The sequence below is a fragment of the Allosphingosinicella vermicomposti genome (genome assembly GCF_003012815.1).
Lineage (GTDB): Bacteria > Pseudomonadota > Alphaproteobacteria > Sphingomonadales > Sphingomonadaceae > Allosphingosinicella > Allosphingosinicella vermicomposti.
This window is the reverse complement of the sequence record NZ_PXYJ01000001.1, coordinates 849,743-869,675: the sequence shown is the minus strand read 5'-3', so window position 1 is coordinate 869,675 and position 19,933 is coordinate 849,743. Positions and strand designations below refer to the sequence as shown.

Annotated in this window: 14 protein-coding genes, 1 tRNA gene and 1 pseudogene; 8 read left to right on the top strand and 8 right to left on the bottom strand. The window is 61.3% G+C overall.

Translation table 11 applies throughout. From position 1 onward, the window contains the following. Positions 1-72: 72 nt before the first annotated feature. The gene (locus C7I56_RS04255; RefSeq protein WP_106639255.1) at positions 73-1,251 is read left to right on the top strand and encodes a vWA domain-containing protein; all 1,179 of its coding nucleotides are present in this window, start codon (positions 73-75) and stop codon (positions 1,249-1,251) included. A gap of 50 nt (positions 1,252-1,301) precedes the next feature. On the opposite strand, the gene tyrS is transcribed toward C7I56_RS04255, so the two are convergent. Continuing rightward, positions 1,302-2,525, bottom strand: coding sequence for a tyrosine--tRNA ligase (gene tyrS / locus C7I56_RS04250; RefSeq protein WP_106639254.1), 1,224 nt, complete (start codon positions 2,523-2,525; stop codon positions 1,302-1,304). 90 nt (positions 2,526-2,615) lie between these two features. Here tyrS and C7I56_RS04245 point away from each other — a divergent pair, with 90 nt between their 5' ends. Then, positions 2,616-3,254, top strand: coding sequence for a DOMON-like domain-containing protein (locus C7I56_RS04245; RefSeq protein WP_106639253.1), 639 nt, complete (start codon positions 2,616-2,618; stop codon positions 3,252-3,254). Then, entirely contained in the window at positions 3,251-4,450 is a 1,200-nt protein-coding gene (locus C7I56_RS04240) for an exo-beta-N-acetylmuramidase NamZ family protein (RefSeq protein WP_106639252.1), read from the top strand. The genes C7I56_RS04245 and C7I56_RS04240 overlap by 4 nt, the downstream gene beginning before the upstream one ends. A gap of 4 nt (positions 4,451-4,454) precedes the next feature. On the opposite strand, the gene recG is transcribed toward C7I56_RS04240, so the two are convergent. Beyond that, positions 4,455-6,512 (bottom strand): ATP-dependent DNA helicase RecG, encoded by a 2,058-nt coding sequence (gene recG, locus C7I56_RS04235; RefSeq protein WP_106639251.1) that lies wholly within the window; start codon positions 6,510-6,512, stop codon positions 4,455-4,457. Positions 6,513-6,586: 74 nt separating this feature from the next. Here recG and C7I56_RS04230 point away from each other — a divergent pair, with 74 nt between their 5' ends. After that, positions 6,587-6,853 carry an FAD assembly factor SdhE gene (locus C7I56_RS04230; protein WP_106639250.1) on the top strand — a complete coding sequence of 89 codons (267 nt, stop codon included), beginning with the start codon at positions 6,587-6,589 and terminating at the stop codon, positions 6,851-6,853. Positions 6,854-6,923: 70 nt separating this feature from the next. Further along, complete coding sequence (mfd, locus tag C7I56_RS04225; RefSeq protein WP_106639249.1) at positions 6,924-10,385, top strand: transcription-repair coupling factor; 3,462 nt, start codon at positions 6,924-6,926, stop codon at positions 10,383-10,385. Positions 10,386-10,407: 22 nt separating this feature from the next. Here the strand turns inward: mfd and C7I56_RS12565 are convergent. Continuing rightward, positions 10,408-11,184 (bottom strand): annotated as a pseudogene (locus tag C7I56_RS12565) (EAL domain-containing protein); the annotation flags it as partial. A 551-nt stretch (positions 11,185-11,735) separates the two neighbouring features. Here C7I56_RS12565 and C7I56_RS04215 point away from each other — a divergent pair. Next, on the top strand, positions 11,736-12,512 hold the full coding sequence (locus C7I56_RS04215) for an NAD kinase (protein ID WP_106639247.1): 777 nt from the start codon (positions 11,736-11,738) through the stop codon (positions 12,510-12,512). A gap of 64 nt (positions 12,513-12,576) precedes the next feature. Beyond that, positions 12,577-12,651: transfer RNA gene (locus C7I56_RS04210), tRNA-Asn, on the top strand. A 180-nt stretch (positions 12,652-12,831) separates the two neighbouring features. Here C7I56_RS04210 and C7I56_RS04205 read toward each other — a convergent pair. Continuing rightward, a complete protein-coding gene (locus C7I56_RS04205; RefSeq protein WP_106639246.1) occupies positions 12,832-13,362 on the bottom strand; it encodes a hypothetical protein in 531 nt (176 codons plus the stop codon). A gap of 14 nt (positions 13,363-13,376) precedes the next feature. Next, a complete protein-coding gene (locus tag C7I56_RS04200) occupies positions 13,377-14,546 on the bottom strand; it encodes a zinc-dependent alcohol dehydrogenase (RefSeq protein WP_106639245.1) in 1,170 nt (389 codons plus the stop codon). Between the two features lie 177 nt (positions 14,547-14,723). On the opposite strand from C7I56_RS04200, the gene C7I56_RS04195 reads away from it, so the two are divergent. Beyond that, positions 14,724-15,410, top strand: a complete 687-nt coding sequence (locus tag C7I56_RS04195) for a hemerythrin domain-containing protein (protein ID WP_106639244.1) — start codon at positions 14,724-14,726, stop codon at positions 15,408-15,410. 43 nt (positions 15,411-15,453) lie between these two features. Here the strand turns inward: C7I56_RS04195 and C7I56_RS04190 are convergent, their stop codons facing one another. The 3 genes from C7I56_RS04190 to trxA all read right to left on the bottom strand — a co-directional run bounded on the left by C7I56_RS04190 (position 15,454) and on the right by trxA (position 19,889). Next, the gene (locus C7I56_RS04190; protein ID WP_106639243.1) at positions 15,454-16,344 is read right to left on the bottom strand and encodes a hypothetical protein; all 891 of its coding nucleotides are present in this window, start codon (positions 16,342-16,344) and stop codon (positions 15,454-15,456) included. A 270-nt stretch (positions 16,345-16,614) separates the two neighbouring features. Next, positions 16,615-19,353, bottom strand: coding sequence for a preprotein translocase subunit SecA (secA, locus tag C7I56_RS04185; RefSeq protein ID WP_106639242.1), 2,739 nt, complete (start codon positions 19,351-19,353; stop codon positions 16,615-16,617). Between the two features lie 215 nt (positions 19,354-19,568). Next, complete coding sequence (gene trxA / locus C7I56_RS04180; protein ID WP_106639241.1) at positions 19,569-19,889, bottom strand: thioredoxin TrxA; 321 nt, start codon at positions 19,887-19,889, stop codon at positions 19,569-19,571. Positions 19,890-19,933 lie beyond the last annotated feature (44 nt).

Sequence of the window (19,933 nt, the reverse complement as noted above, 5' to 3'; positions counted from 1 at the left end):
CTCGGTTAGAAGGGAAAAGTTGAAAGGGCGTTAACCGTGGAAACGGCGACCACCCTGGTCTAATATCTGCCTATGTTTTTCTCCTTCGTCGATGAACTGCGCGCGGCCGGGATCCCTGCTTCCCTGAAGGAGCATCTGACCCTGCTCGAGGCGCTGGATGCCGAGGTGATCGCCACGCGGCCGGAGGATTTCTATTATCTCGCCCGCGCCACTTTCGTGAAGGATGAGAGCCTGATCGACCGCTTCGATCAGGTGTTCGGCAAGGTCTTCAAGGGCCTGGAAACGACCTACGGAACGGAAGAAGCGCCGATCCCCGAAGAATGGCTGAGGAAGATCGCCGAACTTTACCTCACCCCGGAGCAGATGGCGGAGATCAAGTCTCTTGGTTCCTGGGAAGAGATTATGGAGACGCTGAAGAAGCGGCTCGAGGAGCAGAAGGAGCGGCATCAGGGTGGGTCGAAATGGATCGGCACCGGCGGCACCTCCCCTTTCGGCCATGGCGGCTATAATCCCGAAGGCGTACGGATTGGTGGCGAAGGGCGGCACGGGCGCGCGCTGAAGGTGTGGGACAAGCGCGAATTCCGCAACCTCGACAGTTCGAAGGAACTCGGCACCCGCAACATCAAGGTTGCGCTCCGCCGCCTCCGCCGCTTCGCCCGTGAAGGCGCGGCAGACGAACTAGATATTGACGGCACAATCGACGGGACGGCTCGCAAGGGCTGGCTCGACATCCGCATGCGACCCGAACGGCACAATGCGGTGAAACTGCTCCTCTTCCTCGACATTGGCGGATCGATGGACCCGCATGTCCGCGTGTGCGAGGAGCTATTCTCCGCAGCGACTGCTGAGTTCAAGAACCTCGAATTCTTCTACTTCCACAATTGCGTCTATGAAGGCGTGTGGAAGGACAATGCCCGCCGCTTCACCGAGCGGACGCCGACTTGGGACGTGCTCCACAAATACGGGCATGACTATAAACTCGTCTTTGTCGGCGACGCGTCAATGAGCCCCTATGAAATCAGCCATGCCGGCGGATCGGTGGAACATTATAATGAGGAAGCGGGCGCCGCCTGGATGCAGCGGCTCACGACCACCTATCCTGCCGCCGTGTGGCTCAACCCGCTTGGCGAGCAGCATTGGGGTTATTCCCACTCGATCGGCATGATCCGCGAGTTGATGCGCGGGCGCATGTTCCCGCTGACGCTCGACGGGCTGGACAATGCAATGCGGGAATTAAGCCGGAAGAGTTGACCGGCCGGCCCAATTGAGTGCCGGACTGCCGCCGATAACGATCGGAATAGTTATCGTATTAAAATTCCATGCTTCTTCTTACCGGCGGAAATACGGACCGGCCCATTCACAGCGACTACGGCTGTCTCGCTGTCGACCTTATCGCCATCTACCTTTGCGCCGCCGCCCGCGATCAGGCGCTTGGCTTCGCCCTTGGACGCGCACAGGCCCAAAGCCACCATCGCGTCGAGAATTCCGATCTCGCCCGAAGGCACGGCAAAGGTCGGCAACGCTTCACCCGCAGCGCCTTCCTCAAAGGTCTTGCGCGCGGTCTCTGCCGCTTCCTGAGCGGCATCTTCGCCATGGCACATCGCCGTGGCCGCATCGGCCAGCACCTTCTTGGCCTCGTTGATCTCGCTGCCCTGCAGCGCCTCAAGCCGCGCGATTTCGTCCAGCGGCAGATCGGTAAACAATTTCAGGAAGCGACCGACATCGGCATCCTGCGTATTCCGCCAGAATTGCCAGTAATCGTACGCACTAAGCTGGTCGGCATTGAGCCACACCGCGCCCGCCATCGTCTTGCCCATCTTGCCGCCGTCCGCCGTCGTGATGAGCGGCGTCGTAAGCCCGAACACATGCGTTCCGTCCACCCGGCGGGAAAGCTCCACGCCGTTGACGATATTTCCCCACTGGTCCGATCCGCCCATCTGCAGCCGGCATTCCGCCCGTCGCGACAGCTCCAGAAAATCGTAAGCCTGAAGGATCATGTAATTGAATTCGAGGAAGGAGAGCGATTGCTCCCGGTCGAGCCGCAGCTTCACGCTGTCGAAGCTCAGCATCCGATTGACCGAGAAATGCTGGCCGATGTCGCGCAGGAACGGGATATATTCGAGCTTGTCGAGCCACTCGGCATTGTCGGCCATCACCGCGTCCGTCGGCCCATCGCCGAAGGTCAGGAAATTCTCGAACACGCGCTTGATCGACGCGACGTTGCCCGCGATCACCTCATCCGTCATCAGCTTGCGGGCTTCGTCCTTGAAGCTCGGATCGCCAATCTTGCCCGTGCCGCCGCCCATCAGCACGATCGGTTTGTGCCCGGCCTGCTGAAGCCGCCGCAACATCATGATCTGCACAAGGCTGCCGACGTGGAGCGAGGGCGCGGTTGGGTCAAAGCCGATATAGGCCGGAATGATCTGCTTCGCGGCGAGCGCATCGAGGCCCTCCGCATCCGTAACCTGATGGATGTAACCGCGCTCGGAAAGCAGGCGAAGGAGATCGGACTTATATTCGGTCATAGCGACGCGCGGTTAGCACGCCCTTCGCTTGCGACCAACACCGTTCGGGCTGAGCTTGCCGAAGCCCAGTCCTCCTCTTAATCCGAACTCATGGCCAAACGCGTCGCTCTCCAATGCCATCCCGATACACCCTGCGGTCCGCTGACCGGCATCGATGTAGAGGTAACCCGCCACGGCTCTCGATCGGGCCTCCGCCGCATCGCGCTCCGTTTCGTGGCGAGCGGCAATATCGACGCTGTCCGCTTTCCTCATCACGTCACGAGCCACGCGCGAAAAGACGAGCTCTGGCGCACCACCTGTTTCGAAGCCTTCCTGCGGGTCGGCGATGACAACGCCTATCGCGAGTTCAACCTCGCACCGTCCGGCAATTGGAATTGCTACCATTTCACCGGTTATCGTGAGAATATGGCGCCGGAAAATCATGTGGGAGATCCGGCGATCCAGACCTATATGCGCCGCGAACCGCTGGGCCCGGGCGATGACGGCCACAGCTCGAGCATCGGCCCGCTCGACCGCTTCGAAGCGCCTTTCCTGATGCTCACCGCCACGCTCGAGCTTCAATCCGCCATGCTTCCCCTTGATCAGCCCTGGCATCTCGCCCTCTCGGCCGTAATTGAGGAAAAGAACGACCGCGTTTCCTATTGGGCACTGAAACACCCCTCGGGAAAGCCGGATTTCCATCATGAGGATTGCTTTGCGCTCGAACTCCCGGCAGCGATGCCATCATGAAATTCGGAATCGACCGCCTCCTCGCTGATCCAGCCCTCCGCGCTCCGCTCGAGGGCAAGCGCGTCGCGCTGCTCGCCCACCCCGCCTCGGTGACGGAAGACCTCACCCACAGTCTCGATGCGCTGGCGGCGCTGGGTGATGTGACGCTCAGTGCAGCCTTCGGCCCGCAACATGGCCTGCGCGGCGACAAGCAGGACAATATGGTGGAATCGCCGGATTTCCGGGATCCCGTCCATAACATCCCGATCTTCAGCCTCTATGGCGAAGTGCGCCGCCCGACCGAGGCGATGATGGACACGTTCGACGTGATCCTCATCGATCTCCAGGACCTGGGCTGCCGCATCTACACCTTCATCACCACCTTGCTCTACGTGCTCGAAGCCGCTGCAGAACATGGCAAGGAAGTCTGGGTGCTCGATCGTCCCAATCCCGCGGGGCGCCCGATCGAAGGTCTCACCCTTCGGCCGGGCTGGGAAAGCTTCGTCGGAGCAGGACCGATGCCGATGCGCCACGGCCTGACGCTCGGCGAATTGGGTCTCTGGTTCATCGCGCACTACAAACTCGACGTCGCCTATAAGGTGATTGGGATGGAAGGGTACGAACCCGACGCCGCGCCCGGCTTCGGCTGGCCGACGGATCGCCTCTGGATCAACCCGAGCCCCAATGCGCCTAACCTCAACATGGCCCGCGCTTATGCCGGAACCGTGATGCTCGAAGGCGCTACATTGTCGGAGGGGAGGGGCACGACCCGTCCGCTCGAACTGTTCGGCGCACCCGATATAGACGCCCGCGCCGTCATCGCCGAAATGCAGGCCGTCGCGCCCGAATGGCTCACTGGCTGCAAGCTCCGCGATTGCTGGTTCGAACCGACATTCCACAAACATGTCGGTACCTTATGCAGCGGTGTTCACATCCATGCCGAAGGCGCTTTCTACGATCACGCCGCCTTCAAGCCGTGGCGCATCCAGGCGCTCGCCTTCAAGGCTATCCGCAACCTCTACCCGGATTACGACCTCTGGCGCGACTTTCCTTACGAATATGAATTCGGGAAGCTCCCCATCGACGTCATCAACGGCAGCCCGCTTTTGCGCTTATGGGTGGACGATCCGGCCGCGACACCCGCAGGGCTCGATGCGTTGACGGCGGCAGATGAGGAAGCTTGGGCGGAGGAACGGCGCCCCTACCTCCGTTATTGAGTTTTTAACCGGAACGGATGAGGTCCACCGCGGCATCCCTCTCGAAGAGATAAAGGAGGTTGCGAGCCGCTTGCCCGCGCTCGCCCTTCAGGCCGCCGTTGCGGTCGATGAGGAGGCGGGCGTCTCCTGCCGCGATGGGGGCAAGTTCCTGTAACAATTCGGGCGTCGCAACGCGGAACTGGGCTTCGCCGGACTGGCGAGTACCGAGGATTTCGCCCGCGCCGCGGAGGCGGAGGTCTTCTTCGGCGATGCGGAAGCCGTCATTGGTTTCGCGCATCAGGGCGAGGCGAGCGCGGGCGGTTTCGCTTAACGTATTGCCGCGCAGGAGGAGGCAGATGGATTTCTGGTCGCCGCGCCCTACTCGGCCGCGAAGCTGATGAAGCTGAGCGAGGCCGAAGCGGTCGGCGCCTTCGATAATCATCAGCGTCGCGTTGGGCACGTCAACGCCCACTTCGATCACCGTTGTGGCGACCAGAACGGAAAGGTCGCCGCGCTGAAAGGCGGCCATGACCGCATCCTTTTCCGGCCCCTTCATGCGGCCGTGGACCAGACCGACGCGGTCGCCGAAGCGCTGGCGCAGCGTGCGAGCGCGTTCTTCGGCGGCGGCCTGATCGGAGGCTTCGCTTTCCTCGACGAGCGGGCAGACCCAATAGGCTTGCCCGCCGCCTTCCATGTGGCGGCCGAGCGCGTCGACGACTTCGACGAGACGGTCGACGCTCAGCACGCGGGTCTCGATCGGCTGGCGGCCGGGCGGCATTTCGTCGAGGCGGCTCACGTCCATCTCGCCATATTGGGTGAGCGTCAGTGTGCGCGGGATCGGCGTCGCGGTCATGACGAGAAGATGCGGCGGATGCGTGGCCTTTTGCGCGAGCATCATGCGCTGAGCTACGCCGAAGCGGTGCTGTTCGTCCACCACCGCGAGGCCGAGATTTTTATAGCCCACCGCTTCCTGGAAGATGGCGTGGGTGCCGACGAGGATGTGGATCGAACCGTCGGCTAGCGCCATGAGCGTCGCGTCGCGCGCCCTGCCCTTCTCGCGGCCGGTGAGGATTGCGATGTTGACGGGCAGCCCGGAAAGTTGGCGAATAAGGGTTTCGAAATGCTGGCGAGCGAGGATTTCGGTGGGGGCGAGCATGGCCCCCTGAGCACCGGCCTCCACAGCGATGAGCAGGGCTTCCAGCGCCACGAGCGTCTTGCCGGAGCCGACGTCACCCTGAAGCAGGCGGAGCATCGGCATATCCTGCTGCATGTCGCCCTCAATCTCGCCCATCGCGCGGCGCTGGGCGCCGGTGGGCGCGTAAGGCAGATTTAGCAGGGCGCGGAGGCGCCCGTCGCCCTTCAGCGGCATGCCCTTGCGCTTGCGGGACGAGGCACGGACGAGGCTCAAAGCCAACTGGTTGGCGAAGATTTCGTCATAAGCGAGGCGATAGCGGGCGGCGTCGGCTTCCGGATCGCGATGGGCGAGATTGAGCGCCTTCTGCCAGTCCGGCCAGCCGCGTTTCGCCATCAGGCTGGGCTCGATCCATTCACCAAGATTTGGCAAGCGGTCGAGCGCCTGCGCCACAAGCTGACCCATGCGGTTGTTCGTGAGCCCTTCCGACAGCGGATAGACTGGCTCGCGGAGAGGCAGCGTTCCGGCTTCGGCGGGCGGCAGGACATAGTCCGGATGGACCATCTGCAATTCCTGGCCGTAGCGATCGAGCTTGCCGGAGATGATCTTGGGCTCACCCAAGGGGAGCTGCTTTTTCGCCCAGCCCGGATTGTTGAAATAAGTGAGGGTAATGTAATTGCCCGCGTTGTCCTTGGCGTGGACGCGGAACGGCCCCCTGCCCCCACTGTGGCGGTAATCGACGGGCGTCACCTCGACGACGATGATGCAGCCGACATCGGCTTCGTCCAGCTCCGCGACGCGGCGGCGCTCGATCCAACTCACCGGCAGGTGAAACAGGATATCGGCGACCTTCTCCAGCCCCAGCCGCTTGAGCGGCTTGGCCAAACCGGGGCCGATGCCCTTCAGCACCTCCACTTCGGCGAACAGCGGATTGAGTATGTCGGGCCGCATGACTAGATGCGTGTCCTAATCAAAGTCGACGGGCACCGCCAGCGCCCGCCGGCTCTTTTCCTATTGGAGCCATGATGGACCGCGACAACCGCCTGAAACGCCTGCGCTTTCGTGCCTGGCACCGCGGAACGAAGGAGGCCGATTTGCTGATCGGCGGCTATTTCAATGCGCATCACGAAGCGTGGGGCGATGCGGAGATCGAATGGTTCGAGACGTTGCTCGGCGAAGAGGATGTCGAGATCATGGCCTGGGCGATTGGCACCCAGACGCCTCCGGAGCGTTACGGGGGGCCGATGATGAAGAAGCTCCAGACCCTCGATTATATCAGGCATTTGCGGTGATGGCGGTGGCGGAAGCGGTTCGTCCCCTCCGCCTTGATGGGGGAGGGATTTCTTGCGCGGGTGGCAGGGCATGAGCGGCCTCAAGAAGATCCTTTCGGCCAAGGCGTCGATCACCCTCGCCGGTGCGCCTTCCGGCTTCATGCCCTGGCTTGCCGCCGATCTCGCGCGGGCAGCCAAGGGGCGAGCGGTGTTCATTGCGCCCGATGAAGCGGCGATGCGGGCGATTGTGGATGCGGCGCATTATTTCGCGCCGGAGCTCGAGACCTTGTCCTTCCCGGCCTGGGACTGCCTTCCCTACGATCGCTCCTCCCCTTACCTTCGCGCGTCTTCGGAGCGGCTGGCGGCGCTGCATGCGCTTCAGCGCAAGAGCGACAAGCCGCAATTGCTCGTCACCACGGTCAACGCCGCGACGCAGCGGACGCTGACGCCATTTCGCATCCGGCAGTTGGTCGCACGGCTGGCGCCGGGCGAACGGATCGACCGGGACCGGCTAGCTGTACTCCTCAACGCCAATGGCTATGTCCGCGTCGAAAGCGTTCAGGACGCTGGAGAATATGCGGTGCGCGGCGGCCTCGTCGACCTCTTTCCCTCGGGCGAGGAAGAGGCCTTGCGCCTCGACTTTTTCGGCGACGAGATCGAGACGGTGCGGCGCTTCGATCCGGCGACGCAGCGGACGACGGGGACGGTCGAGGGCTTTACCCTCCTTCCCGCGTCCGAAGCTTTGCTGGACGAAGAGAGCATTAAGCGGTTCCGCTCGCGCTACCGTGAATTGTTCGGGGCGACCGCGACCGGCGATCCGCTTTATCAGGCGATTTCGGAAGGACGGCGCCTTGCCGGACTGGACCATTGGCTGCCCTTGTTCGAAGAAAGGCTGGCGACGCTCTTTGATCACCTGTCCGACGAGGATATCGTGGTTCGCGATGCGGGCGATGCCGGTGCGGCCGAAGCGCGGTTCGAGGCGGTCGAGGATTATTTCGAAAACCGCAAGCGCGCGCAGTCGAACGATCCCGGCAGCTACCGCCCGCTCGAGCCCAAGACACTCTATCTGACACGGGACGAGTGGCAGGCACTGATCGCGGAACGGCCGCTTCACCTCGCGACACCGTTCCACGAGCCGGAAAGCTCCAGCGTCGTCGACTTCGAAGTGGATGGCCCCCGCGACTTCGCGCCGGAGCGCGCGCAGAATGCCAATGTCTATGAAGCAGTGGTTGAGCATGTGACCGCGCTTCGTCGGGCGGGAAAGAAGGTTGTCCTCGCCAGCTATACGAGCGGCGCGCGGGAGCGCTTGAAAGGCCTGCTCGCCGATCATGGCCTGACCAAGACGGTCGAGACCGATGGCTGGCAGGAGGCGCTGGGCGCCGCAGCGAAGAATCAGGTCGCGCTGACCGTCGTCCAGTTGGACCATGGTTTCACGACCAAGGATGTGGCGCTTCTCACCGAGCAGGACATGCTCGGCGACCGTCTCGTCCGGCGGCGCAAGCGGAAGAAGAGCGCGGACGCCTTTCTGTCTGAGCTCGCGACGCTTAGCCCCGGCGATCTTGTCGTGCACGCCGACCATGGCATTGGACGCTATGAGGGGCTGACGCAGATCCCGGTCGGCACGTCCCCGCACGATTGCGTCGCGCTCGAATATGCGGGCGGCGACAAGCTCTACGTGCCGGTCGAGAATATCGACGTCCTCTCCCGCTACGGCAGCGGTGAGGAAGGCGTCAGCCTCGACAAATTAGGCGGCGAGGCCTGGCAGCGGCGCAAGGCGCGGATGAAGGAGCGGATTCGCGAGATTGCGAACGAGCTCATCAAGACCGCCGCAGAACGCGCGCTCCGTCCCGGCGTGGTGGCGGAACCCGACACAAGCTATGCCGCCTTCGTCGACCGCTTCCCTTATGAGGAAACCGAGGATCAGGACCGCGCCATTGCGGACGTGATCGAGGATTTAGGCGCCGGGCGGCCAATGGACCGTTTGGTCTGCGGGGATGTCGGCTTCGGCAAGACCGAGGTGGCCCTGCGCGCAGCTTTCGTGGCGGCGATGGCGGGCTATCAGGTTGCGCTCGTCTGCCCGACCACCCTCCTCGCCCGTCAGCATTATAACAGCTTCCAGGAGCGGTTTCAGGGTTTCCCGGTGGAGATCGGCCGTCTGTCTCGGCTTGTTCCCGCCGCCGAAGCGAAGCTCACTAAGGAGCGGCTGGCCGAAGGACATACGGATATCGTCATCGGCACCCACGCCCTGCTCGCCAAGGGTGTGGAATTCAAAAAACTGGGCCTCGTCATCGTTGACGAGGAACAACGCTTCGGCGTGACGCACAAGGAAAGGCTGAAGGCGATGCGGGCGGACGTTCACGTCCTGACGCTCACCGCGACGCCGATCCCGCGCACGCTGCAGATGGCGATGTCGGGGCTGCGCGAGCTTTCCGTCATCCAGACTCCGCCGGTCGATCGCCTGGCCGTGCGCACCTATGTTATGCCCTGGGATCCGGTGGTGCTGCGCGAGGCGCTGCTGCGCGAACATTATCGCGGCGGGCAGAGCTATTTTGTCGTGCCGCGTATCGCGGACCTTCCGGACATCGAGGAGTTTCTGCGCAACGAAGTGCCGGAGGTGCGCTACGTCGTCGCGCACGGACAGATGTCGGCAACGGAAGTGGAAGAGCGGATGTCCGCTTTCTACGATCGGAAATATGAGGTGCTGCTGTCGACCACCATCATCGAGAGCGGGATCGACATCCCGACGGCGAACACGCTCATCATGCACCGCGCCGATCGCTTCGGCCTTGCCCAGCTCTATCAGCTGCGGGGGCGCGTAGGACGGGCAAAGACGCGCGCCTACGCCTATTTCACGACGCCCGAGACGCGCACCGTCACCGAAAATGCGGACAAGCGCCTGCAGGTGCTCGCCAATCTCGACAGCTTGGGCGCGGGCTTCCAGCTTGCCAGTCACGATCTCGACATACGGGGCGCGGGCAATCTGCTCGGCGACGAGCAATCGGGGCACATCAAGGAAGTGGGCTTCGAGCTTTACCAGTCGATGCTGGAAGATGCGATCGTCGCGGCCAAAGCGGGCGACGTAGGCCTGGAAGCGCGGCAGGAGGAATTCTCGCCCCAGATCACCGTCGATGCGCCGATCATGATCCCGGACACTTATGTGCCGGACCTCGACCTTCGCATGGGCCTCTATCGCCGCATGAACGAACTTGAGACTCGCGCGGAGATCGAGGAATTCGCGGCGGAGCTGATCGACCGCTTCGGCAAGCTCCCGGAGGCAACGGATAATCTCCTCAAGATCATCGAGACGAAGAATAATTGCCGCAAGGCGTGCATCGTGAAGCTCGATGTTGGGCCGAAGGGCGCGCTTGTCTCGTTCCAGAATGACGAATTTCCCGACCTTCAAGGGCTCATCGCCTATGTGCAGCGTCTGAAGGGTACAGCAAAATTGCGACCGGATTCAAAGCTCGTCATCACCCGCAACTGGCCGGACCCGCAAGCGCGGATCAATGGTGCGGTGCAGCTATCGAAGGGGTTGGCGAAGATTTTGGGGTGACGTTCCGGCTAAGGCTGGAGCGCTAATTCCGTGCAGCGACCAAATCTTGCAAAGCGGCGCTGTTGATCGGCGGCGAATGGAGGAAGCCCTGTGAATAGGTGCAACCTTCCGCTGCCAGAAGATCGAGCTGCTCCTGCGTTTCCACCCCTTCCGCGACAACGGCGAGATCGAGGGAGCGGGCCATATCGATGACGCTGCGGACGACGACGCTGTCGCGGGTCGATCCCAGGATATCGACCGACATGCGCTTGTCGATCTTGAGGTAATCGAGCGGCAGTATCTTGAGATAAGCAAGACTCGAATAACCGGTGCCGAAATCATCGATCGCGACACAAAGGCCCGCCTCGCGAAGCTGGCCGAGCAAGGAGGAGGCGGTGTCGAGATTGTGCATCAGGCCGCTCTCGGTGACCTCCACGGTGACGCGCGCGCGCGGTGCGCCGGATGCGTCGATCAGCGCGAGGAAATTGCGCACGAAACCCGGCGCCATGATGTCCCCCGCCGTGATGTTGAGCGACACGCGAAGGTTCGAAAGGAGCGCTGGCCAAGCGGCCACTTCCCGCAGTGCCTTGGCATGAACGTGGCGGGACAATTCAAGGTTGAGGTCGGAGTGCTCGGCCGCGTCGAACAGGGCCTCAGCGCCGACTTCGCCTAATTCCGGATGGTGCCAGCGGGCCAGCGCTTCCACGCCGACGATCTTGCCGGTGGCAATGGAAACTTGCGGCTGGAAAAGAATATGAATTTCATCGCGTTCGAGTGCGGGCTTGAGATCGATTTCCAGCCGCTTGCGGCGCCGTTTGCGCTTGCTGTCGGTAAGGAAAAGCGCAGCGGGGCTCTTGCGGCCGCGAAGACCACGGCGGCGGCCACCGGAAACCTGTTCGGCAAAGCGCGCGGCGAAATGGACGGCCTCGACAAAATTGCGTGTCTCGAACGGCGCGAAGATGAAATGCGTGACGCCGTTACGCCGGAACCAGGGCAGATGATCGCATTCGGCGGGGAGGATGAGGAGAATTGCACTGCGCTCCTTCTCCGCAATCTCGGCAAGGGCCACAACAGCCTTGCGCGCGGGCCCCATGGCATCGCGCGCGTCGATGACGATGACCCACGCGCCGGAGCGCCTGAACGTATCCGGGCTGCTTTCGATATCTTCGGCAAGGACGGGTCGCCAACCGGCGCCTTCGCTCATCCGCACAAGATCAGCGCCGTGACGCGGAGAGAAAATGAAAAGCGGCGACTTGGATTCTGGCATTCAATACTTCCCCGGGGGGTCGCTCTATCGGGCAGAGAACGTTCCGCCAACGTCAATATTTCCTTTGCTTGCCGGATGGGCGTCACGCCCATAACTAGAGCGCTATGACCGGCTCTAAAAAACTGGCGTTGGTAACGTCGAAATCTCCCGTAGCGAAGGAGGCCGGAGCGCTGCTGAAGGCCCGTCACCCCTTTGTCCCGATGGACGAAGCGGAGATTGTGGTTGCGCTGGGTGGCGATGGGTTCATGCTCGAGACGCTGCACGCAATGCTCCGGAAGAAGAAATTGAAGCCGGTCTTCGGCATGAACCGGGGCACGTATGGCTTCTTGATGAACGAGTGGCGGCCGAACGGGCTCGACGCGCGGATCGCAAACGCAAAATCCTTCGCGGTGACACCCTTATCGATGAAGGCGGTGACAGCGGCGGGGAAGACCTATCGCAGTCCAGCCATCAATGAAGTTTCGCTGCTCCGCGAGACGCGCCAGACGGCGGGAATCGAAGTATCGGTGAACGGCCGCGTGGTGATGCAGGAGCTGGTCTGCGACGGCGTGCTGGTGGCGACGCCAGCGGGCTCCACCGCTTATAATTTCTCCGCGCAGGGACCGATCCTGCCTTTGGGATCGAAGCTTGTCGCATTGACGCCGATCAGCCCCTTTCGCCCCCGGCGCTGGCGCGGGGCGGTGCTGCCCGATGATATGACGATCACTTTCCGCGTTCTCGATCCGGAAAAGCGCCCGGTTTCCGCCGTGGCGGATCAGTTCGAGGTTCGCGAAGTCGAACGCGTGGAGATCAAGGCGGACCGCGCCGAGGCACTGACGTTGCTCTTCGATCCCGAACATGCGCTCGATGAGCGGATCGCGATGGAACAATTTAACATCTGACCCGGAAAGGCGCTTGCCTTCCCGAAAAAAGCGCTGCTATAGCCCCGCTCGCCCAAGAGGCTGCTCCCCGGTAGCTCAGCGGTAGAGCATCCGACTGTTAATCGGACGGCCGCCTGTTCGAATCAGGCCCGGGGAGCCACACTCCCTTGCAGTCTCTCAGGCATGAAAAGCCCCGGCAAAATCGCCGGGGCTTTTTCGTTTGTGTGATCTTCGCCAGTTCGGTTGCGTCTGCGTCATACCGGCGTAGGCCAGTATCTCGTGACGAGAAGGCGCTTTTCCGGCAGGAGCCCCCGGCTTTCGCCGGGGTGACGGAATGAGGTTAGGTGGTGACCTCAAGCTCGCGGGTTGCGATCTTTTTCTCCTCCTTTGGCCGGCCTGCGCCACGGGCTTTAGCGGCACCGCTGGGGAAACCGCTGCGGTCGCTGTAATCGCGCGTTTCTCCGCGTTCGCGCGCGCGTTCCTTGCCGAGCGATAGCGCGACAGCGACGTCGATCAGCGTGATGGCCGCAACCGCGCCGATCGCGATCGCCGCATTGCGTTTGGCCTCACCCTGCCCCTTCAACCCCTGCGCCAGCGTGCCGAGGTCTAGAAGATCGCCCGCAACGCGGCTCCAGATGAATGGGGCGGGATCGATCGAAAGCGCGCCAACGCCCGCGCCGATTTCGCGCACGCCATAAGCCCGCAGGACATTCTCCTGGCCATCGAGACCGACGGCGCGGCCGACCTTGCCGGGAGCAACGAGTTCGGCAATGCCAAGGCCGATACTGAACCAGCCGAGATTGCGAGCCATGCGGTCGGTAAGGGTCAGGCTCTTGTCGGGGCGCGCGGTCGCCAAAGTGGAAGCTTCCATGTCCGTATCTCCTTTTAAGGCTTCAGCACGACTTTGATGCAGTCGTCCTGCTTATGTTCGAATGTGCGGTACATGCCGGGCCCTTCATCAAGGCCGGTCGTGTGGGTGATGACGAAGGAAGGGTCGATTTGCCCTTCCTCGATCCGGCGGACGAGATCGTCGGCCCAGCGATTGACGTGGGTCTGGCCGGTGCGGATGGTGAGGCCCTTGTTCATCACCATGCCGAACGGCACCTTGTCGAGGACGCCGCCATAAACGCCGGGGATGGAGAGCGTGCCGCCCGGGCGGCAGACATACATCATCTCGCGCAGAACATGGGGGCGATCGGTTTCCATCATCGTCATCTGCTTAGCGCGGTCGTAGAGAGCGTCGACCGATGAAGTGGCGTGCGCCTCCATGCCGACGGCGTCGATGCACTTTTCGGGGCCCTTGCCATTCGTGAGCTCATTGAGGCGCTCGATGACGCTCTCTTCCTCAAAATTGATCGGGATCGCTCCGGCGGCAGCTGCCATGGCGAGCCGTTCCGGCAGCCGATCAATCGCAATCACTTGTTTGGCTCCGAGAAGGATCGCGCTGCGGATCGTCATCTGGCCAACCGGGCCACAGCCCCAGACGGCCACCGTGTCGGTTGGCTCGATGTCGCAATAGACGGCAGCCTGCCAGCCTGTCGGAAAGATGTCGCTGAGGAACAGGGCCTGCTCATCGGTCATGCTGTCCGGCACCTTGATGTGCGTGGCGTCGGCGAACGGAACGCGGAGATATTCGGCCTGACCGCCTGAATAGCCGCCGGTGAGGTGCGTGTAGCCGAACAGCCCCGCCGTGGCGTGGCCAAACACCTTGTCGCCAAGATCCTTGTTGCGGTTCGTGCGCTCGCAAACCGAGAAATTGCCCTTTCGGCACTGATGGCATTCGCCACAGATGATGGTGAAGGGAACGACGATGCGGTCCCCTTTCTTGAGCGCCTTGTTGTCTTTACCGACCTCGACCACTTCCCCCATCGTTTCATGACCCACGATGTCGCCGGGCTTCATGCCGGGCATGAGGTTGTGGAAGAGGTGAAGGTCCGATCCGCAGATCGCGCAGCTCGTCACCTTTATGATGGCGTCGCGGCCATCCTCGATCTCCGGATCGGGTACGGTATCGTACCTGATGTCCTGTTTTCCGTGCCAAACCAATGCCTTCATGACCGTCTCCCTTCGAGGTTGGAGAAGCAACGCACGGTCTGGCGGATCGCCCGTTGCTGCCGTCGCAGGGAAACACCGGCTCGCCGTTTCAGGCCCGGTTCCGGAATATCAGGGCGCGATCAGCCGGAACCGCCCCCTGACCAAGTCAGTTTCAATCGCCAAAGAAGGAGGTCATAGATGGCAACCCGTGAAACGAGCAGAAGCACAAGCCGGAGTGGCGGAACGAGCCGCAGCCGGACGAACAACCGGAGCAGCAACAACAATGGGTCGAGCACAGGCAGCAGCCCGCGCTCGGGATCTGAAAGCAGCGCTTTCAGCTGGGACAATGGCGGCCGCACCGCAGTGATCGGCGCGGCGGTAGCCGGGGTCGCGGCAGGCTTTGCGGCCAATATCGGCCGCAAGTTCATCGTCCAGTTCGCCACGGGCCGCGGCGATTGGATGGAAAGCCTTAAGAACGAACATGAAATGACGCTCGCCATTTTCGACAAGATTGAAGCGACGCGCGACGATCAGACGATGATGCGCGGTATGCTGCTGATGCAGCTGAAACACGCACTCAGCAAACATGCGATGGAAGAGGAAAATGTTATCTATCCGGCGCTTCGCGAAGCCAACGAAGGAGCGGAGGCCGATCACCTCAATTCCGACCACGGCTATGTGAAGACGTTCCTTTACGAACTCGACAATATCGAAAAGACAAGCCCGGAATGGATCGCCAAGGTCCGCGAGTTCCGCACGATGCTGGAAACGCATATGGAGGAAGAGGAGGAGCGCATCTTCCCGGAATTCCACGCTTCGCTGAGCGAAGAGCAAAACAAGAAGCTGACGGCCGCTATGCACAAGGAAGGGCTGAAGCTCGCTTGATGCCCTGATACCCTCTCCCTTTCAAGGGAGAGGGCCTCCCGCACTAGAGTTCGGGCTTATTCTCATTGGCCTTACGCACGCGTTCGCGTTGCGCCTCTGCCTCATGACCCTGAATTTTGCGTGAGAGATTGACCGCTGCGTCCCAAGCCGGGCCGAGATCAACCGCAGACACGCTCATCCTCGTCAATACGCCGTCGCGGTTCCAGCCAAGCTGCGCTTCGATCACACGTCCGCAACCCGCGCGGCGGCCTGCCTCCCAATCTCGCTTCGTCATCGAACTGTCGAGCGTCACGCCATTGTAGAGGCCGATATCCGGACCGCCGGAACCGATCATGCTGTTGCTGAGTGCAGCGCGGCAATTTTCGCCGACGCGTGTATCCATGGGTTTACCGGCGTCATTCCAATACCAGAGCATCGTTCCGCCCGATGTGCCCTCACTTGCGGGAACGCCACGGATAAAGTTCGCCTTGGCGAGCCCTTTATGGAGATTGGGTTCGCCATATTTGTCGACCAGTCCTTCGATCGTGTTGGCGACGAGCGGCCCCTCCCCCGGTCGGAAGGTGCGGTAATGATAGATACCCCACGCGCGTTCGCGATTGGTGTCGGGCAAGAAGCTCACCGCCATGATACGGCGGCCAAGGCGCTCGCCTCCGGTGAACGGGGATGGATCGCCGAAAACCTCCGAACGCATGGCTGAAGTAAAGATAAGATCGTCGCGATTATTGAGCCGCACCTTGTCGATATAGAAATCCTTGCCCCCGCGATGAACGTTCGGCAGCCCGGCGGCGCCGATCGCCGCCGTGGCTTCAGCAGGAGTCATGCCAAGGCGAAGGCCGTTGATGTCGACAGTCACCGGCGGCCCCGCCGTTTCCTGCGCGATCGCCAGGGACGCTGGCGATGCCCACAGAAGAGTCAGCAGGAAAACCGCCTTCATCCCATTTCCCTTTGTCCGTTGGCGACCGGAAAGTGATGCGTGAGGGTGAGCCATAATCCGTTCCCATGCATTGGCCCGAAGTTCAGTTCGGGGCCGTTCCGAAACCCTTACTCCGTTTTTTAGCTGTTTTCCAGAAAGTAGCATGAGCCAGAGGCCACACTCTTCGTAAAGGCTGCGCTGGATCGATCATAAAAGAAGGGCGCCGGTGTGCGCACCGACGCCCCTTTTTCCGGGAGATGCCGGTTTCACCGGCATGACTTCCCGATCTGATTACAGCGCCCCGTGGCAATGCTTGTATTTGCGGCCCGATCCGCATGGGCATGGGGCGTTGCGGCTGATCGGTTCCTCGCCCGTCATCGCCACCTGAACGTTGGTGTCTTCGGGCATATCCGGCTGCGCCATCTGCATCGGCGGCAAACGCGACATGATGTTGCCGGTGGACGCGTCTACGTCAGCACTATTGTCGTCACCGGTCATCGGATCGATGTGGGTCGTCACGAAGTCCGGAAGTGCCGGCTCGACCGGGGGCGTCCAGTTGAACTGCGCATAAGCGAGTGAACGCGTGACGTCCTCGCGGATCGAGCCGAGCATGCGCTCGAACATCTGGAAAGCTTCGTGCTTATATTCGTCGATCGGCTTCTTCTGCGCATAAGCGCGCAGGTGGACGACCTGACGAAGCGCGTCGAGCATTCCCAGATGCTCCTTCCAGTGATGGTCAAGCGACTGGAGGAGGATGCTCTTTTCGACCTGAACATAGGTTTCAGGCGGCAGATCCGCCGTCTTGCCAGCAATTTGCTGATTGGCGAGTTCAAGGAGACGCTCGACCAGCATTTCCGGTTCGACGGCTTCTTCCTGAACCCAATCGTCGATCGGTGGCGTCAGGCCGAAGATGTGCTGCACCCGTTCCTTGAGCGTCGCGACATCCCACTGTTCGGGATAGGTATTGGGCGGGCAGGTTTCCCCGACGATGCCGTTCACCGTTTCGGCGCGCATGTCCTCCACCACGTCACCGACCGTGTCGGCGTCCATGATGTCGGCGCGCTGTTCGTAGATCACCTTACGCTGATCGTTCATCACGTCGTCATATTCGACGACCTGCTTGCGGATGTCGTAATTGCGCGCTTCGACCTTCTTCTGCGCGGTTTCGATCGCCTTTGAAATCCAAGGGCTGACGATCGCCTCGCCATCTTCCAGGTTTTTGTTCATCAGACGCGCGAACATCGTCTGGGGACCGAAGATGCGCAGCAAATCGTCGTCGAGACTGAGGTAGAAACGGCTAAGGCCCGGATCACCCTGACGGCCCGAACGGCCGCGCAGCTGATTGTCGATCCGGCGGCTTTCATGCCGCTCGGTGCCGAGGACGAAGAGGCCACCCGCCGCAAGCACCGCCTGCTTTTCAGCCACGATCTCGGCACGGATTTCCTCCGCCTTCGCGTCATATTCGGGCGTGCCCGCCGTCAGCGCGGCATGTTCATCCGACATGCGGAACTCAAGGTTGCCGCCGAGCTGGATGTCGGTGCCCCGACCAGCCATATTGGTGGCAATGGTGACCGCGCCGATGCGGCCGGCCTGGGCCACGATGTGGGCTTCCTGCTCGTGATATTTGGCGTTGAGGACATTATGCTTGATGCCCTCAGCCGCGAAATATTTCGAAAGTGCATTCGATTTATCAATAGAGACGGTGCCGACCAGAATTGGCTGACCAAGCGCCTGCTTTTCCTTCACCGATTTAGTGATGGCGGCGAATTTGTCCGCTTCGTTCTTGTAGAATTCGTCATCCTCGTCGATCCGCTGCACCGGAACGTTGGTCGGGATGGTCACGACGTTCATCTTGTAGATGTCGTAAAATTCCGGCGCTTCGGTCGCCGCAGTTCCGGTCATGCCCGACAGTTTCGGATACATGCGGAAATAATTCTGGAAAGTAATCGAAGCGAGCGTCTGGTTTTCCGGCTCGATCGTCACGCCTTCCTTGGCCTCGACCGCCTGGTGCAAGCCATCGGACCAGCGGCGACCTTCCATCATGCGGCCGTTAAATTCGTCGATGATGACGACCTTACCCTCGTGGATAAGGTAATCGACGTCGAGCTTGAAGATCACATTGGCCTTCAGCGCCTGGTTAACGTGATGGACAACCTGCGTGTTCTCAAAGTCATAAAGGTTGGCACCAACGAGAAGGCCCGCATCTTCCAGCAGGCGTTCCATTTTTTCCGTGCCGTCTTCGGTCAGCACGACCGATTTCTGCTTTTCGTCGACTTCGTAATCGTCCGGCACCATCTGCCGAACGATAGCATCGACGCTCTTGTAGAGTTCCGACTTGTCATCCGTGGGGCCGGAAATAATCAGCGGCGTGCGCGCTTCATCGATAAGGATCGAGTCTACTTCGTCGACGATGGCGTAGTTGAAAGGCCGCTGCACCATCTGGGCGCGGTCATATTTCATATTGTCACGCAGGAAATCGAAGCCGAGCTCGTTATTCGTCGCGTAGGTGATGTCGCTATTATAAGCGTCGCGGCGCTGAATATCGCTAAGGTTCGGCACGATGACGCCGACCGTAAGCCCGAGGTAGCGATAAACCTGGCCCATCCATTCCGCGTCGCGGCGGGCGAGATAATCGTTTACGGTAACGACGTGGACGCCCTTGCCGGGAATGGCGTTCAGATAGGTAGCGAGCGTCGCGACAAGCGTCTTGCCCTCACCCGTACGCATTTCGGCGATCTCGCCGCGATGAAGCGCCATGCCGCCGATCATCTGCACATCGAAATGGCGCATGCCGAGCACGCGGACAGACGCTTCACGGACCGTGGCAAAGGCTTCGGGCAGCAGGTCGTCCAGGCTTTCGCCCGCATCATGCCTTTCGCGGAAACGCCTTGTTTGTCCCTTCAGCTCATCGTCGGTCATCGCCTGGATGGCGGGCTCCAGCGCATTGATCTTGTCGACGATCTTGCGGAGAGTGCGGACGTAGCGGTCGTTGGACGATCCGAAAATGGCTTTGGCAAATCCGCCAAACATGGGCGATCCTGTCTATTCTATTGTGTGATTTCACATGCGTCCGTCATGCGGACGCCCCCGCGAAATGCTGCCGCGCGATGTAGGATCGCGCAGGGACCAAGTCAATTGAAGGGCCCTCTCCATGTCATTCCGGCGAGAGCCGGAATCTCATGCCGGGAATGCGCCTCTCCATTGGGAGACCCCGGCTTTCGCCGGGGTGACCTGTGAGGATAAGCTTAAAGTTCGCCTTCCAACCAATTCTGGATCGAGCCTTTGGGTGCTGCGCCGACCTTGGTCGCAGCCGGCCGGCCGTCCTTGAAGAGGATCATCGTCGGGATGCCGCGCACGCCATATTTGGCCGGGGCATCGGGATTTTCATCGATGTTGATCTTCGCGATCGTAACCTTGCCATTGAGGTCGTTACTGATTTCCTCAAGCGCCGGCGCGATCATCTTGCACGGACCACACCATTCCGCCCAGAAATCGACGAGAACGGGCTCGGAAGCGCCCAGCACATCTTGCTGGAAGGAAGCGTCGGTAACGGTCTTGGTCGCCATGATGATCTCCGTAATGTGTTGGCGCCGATGTAGGGCCGAGCGTG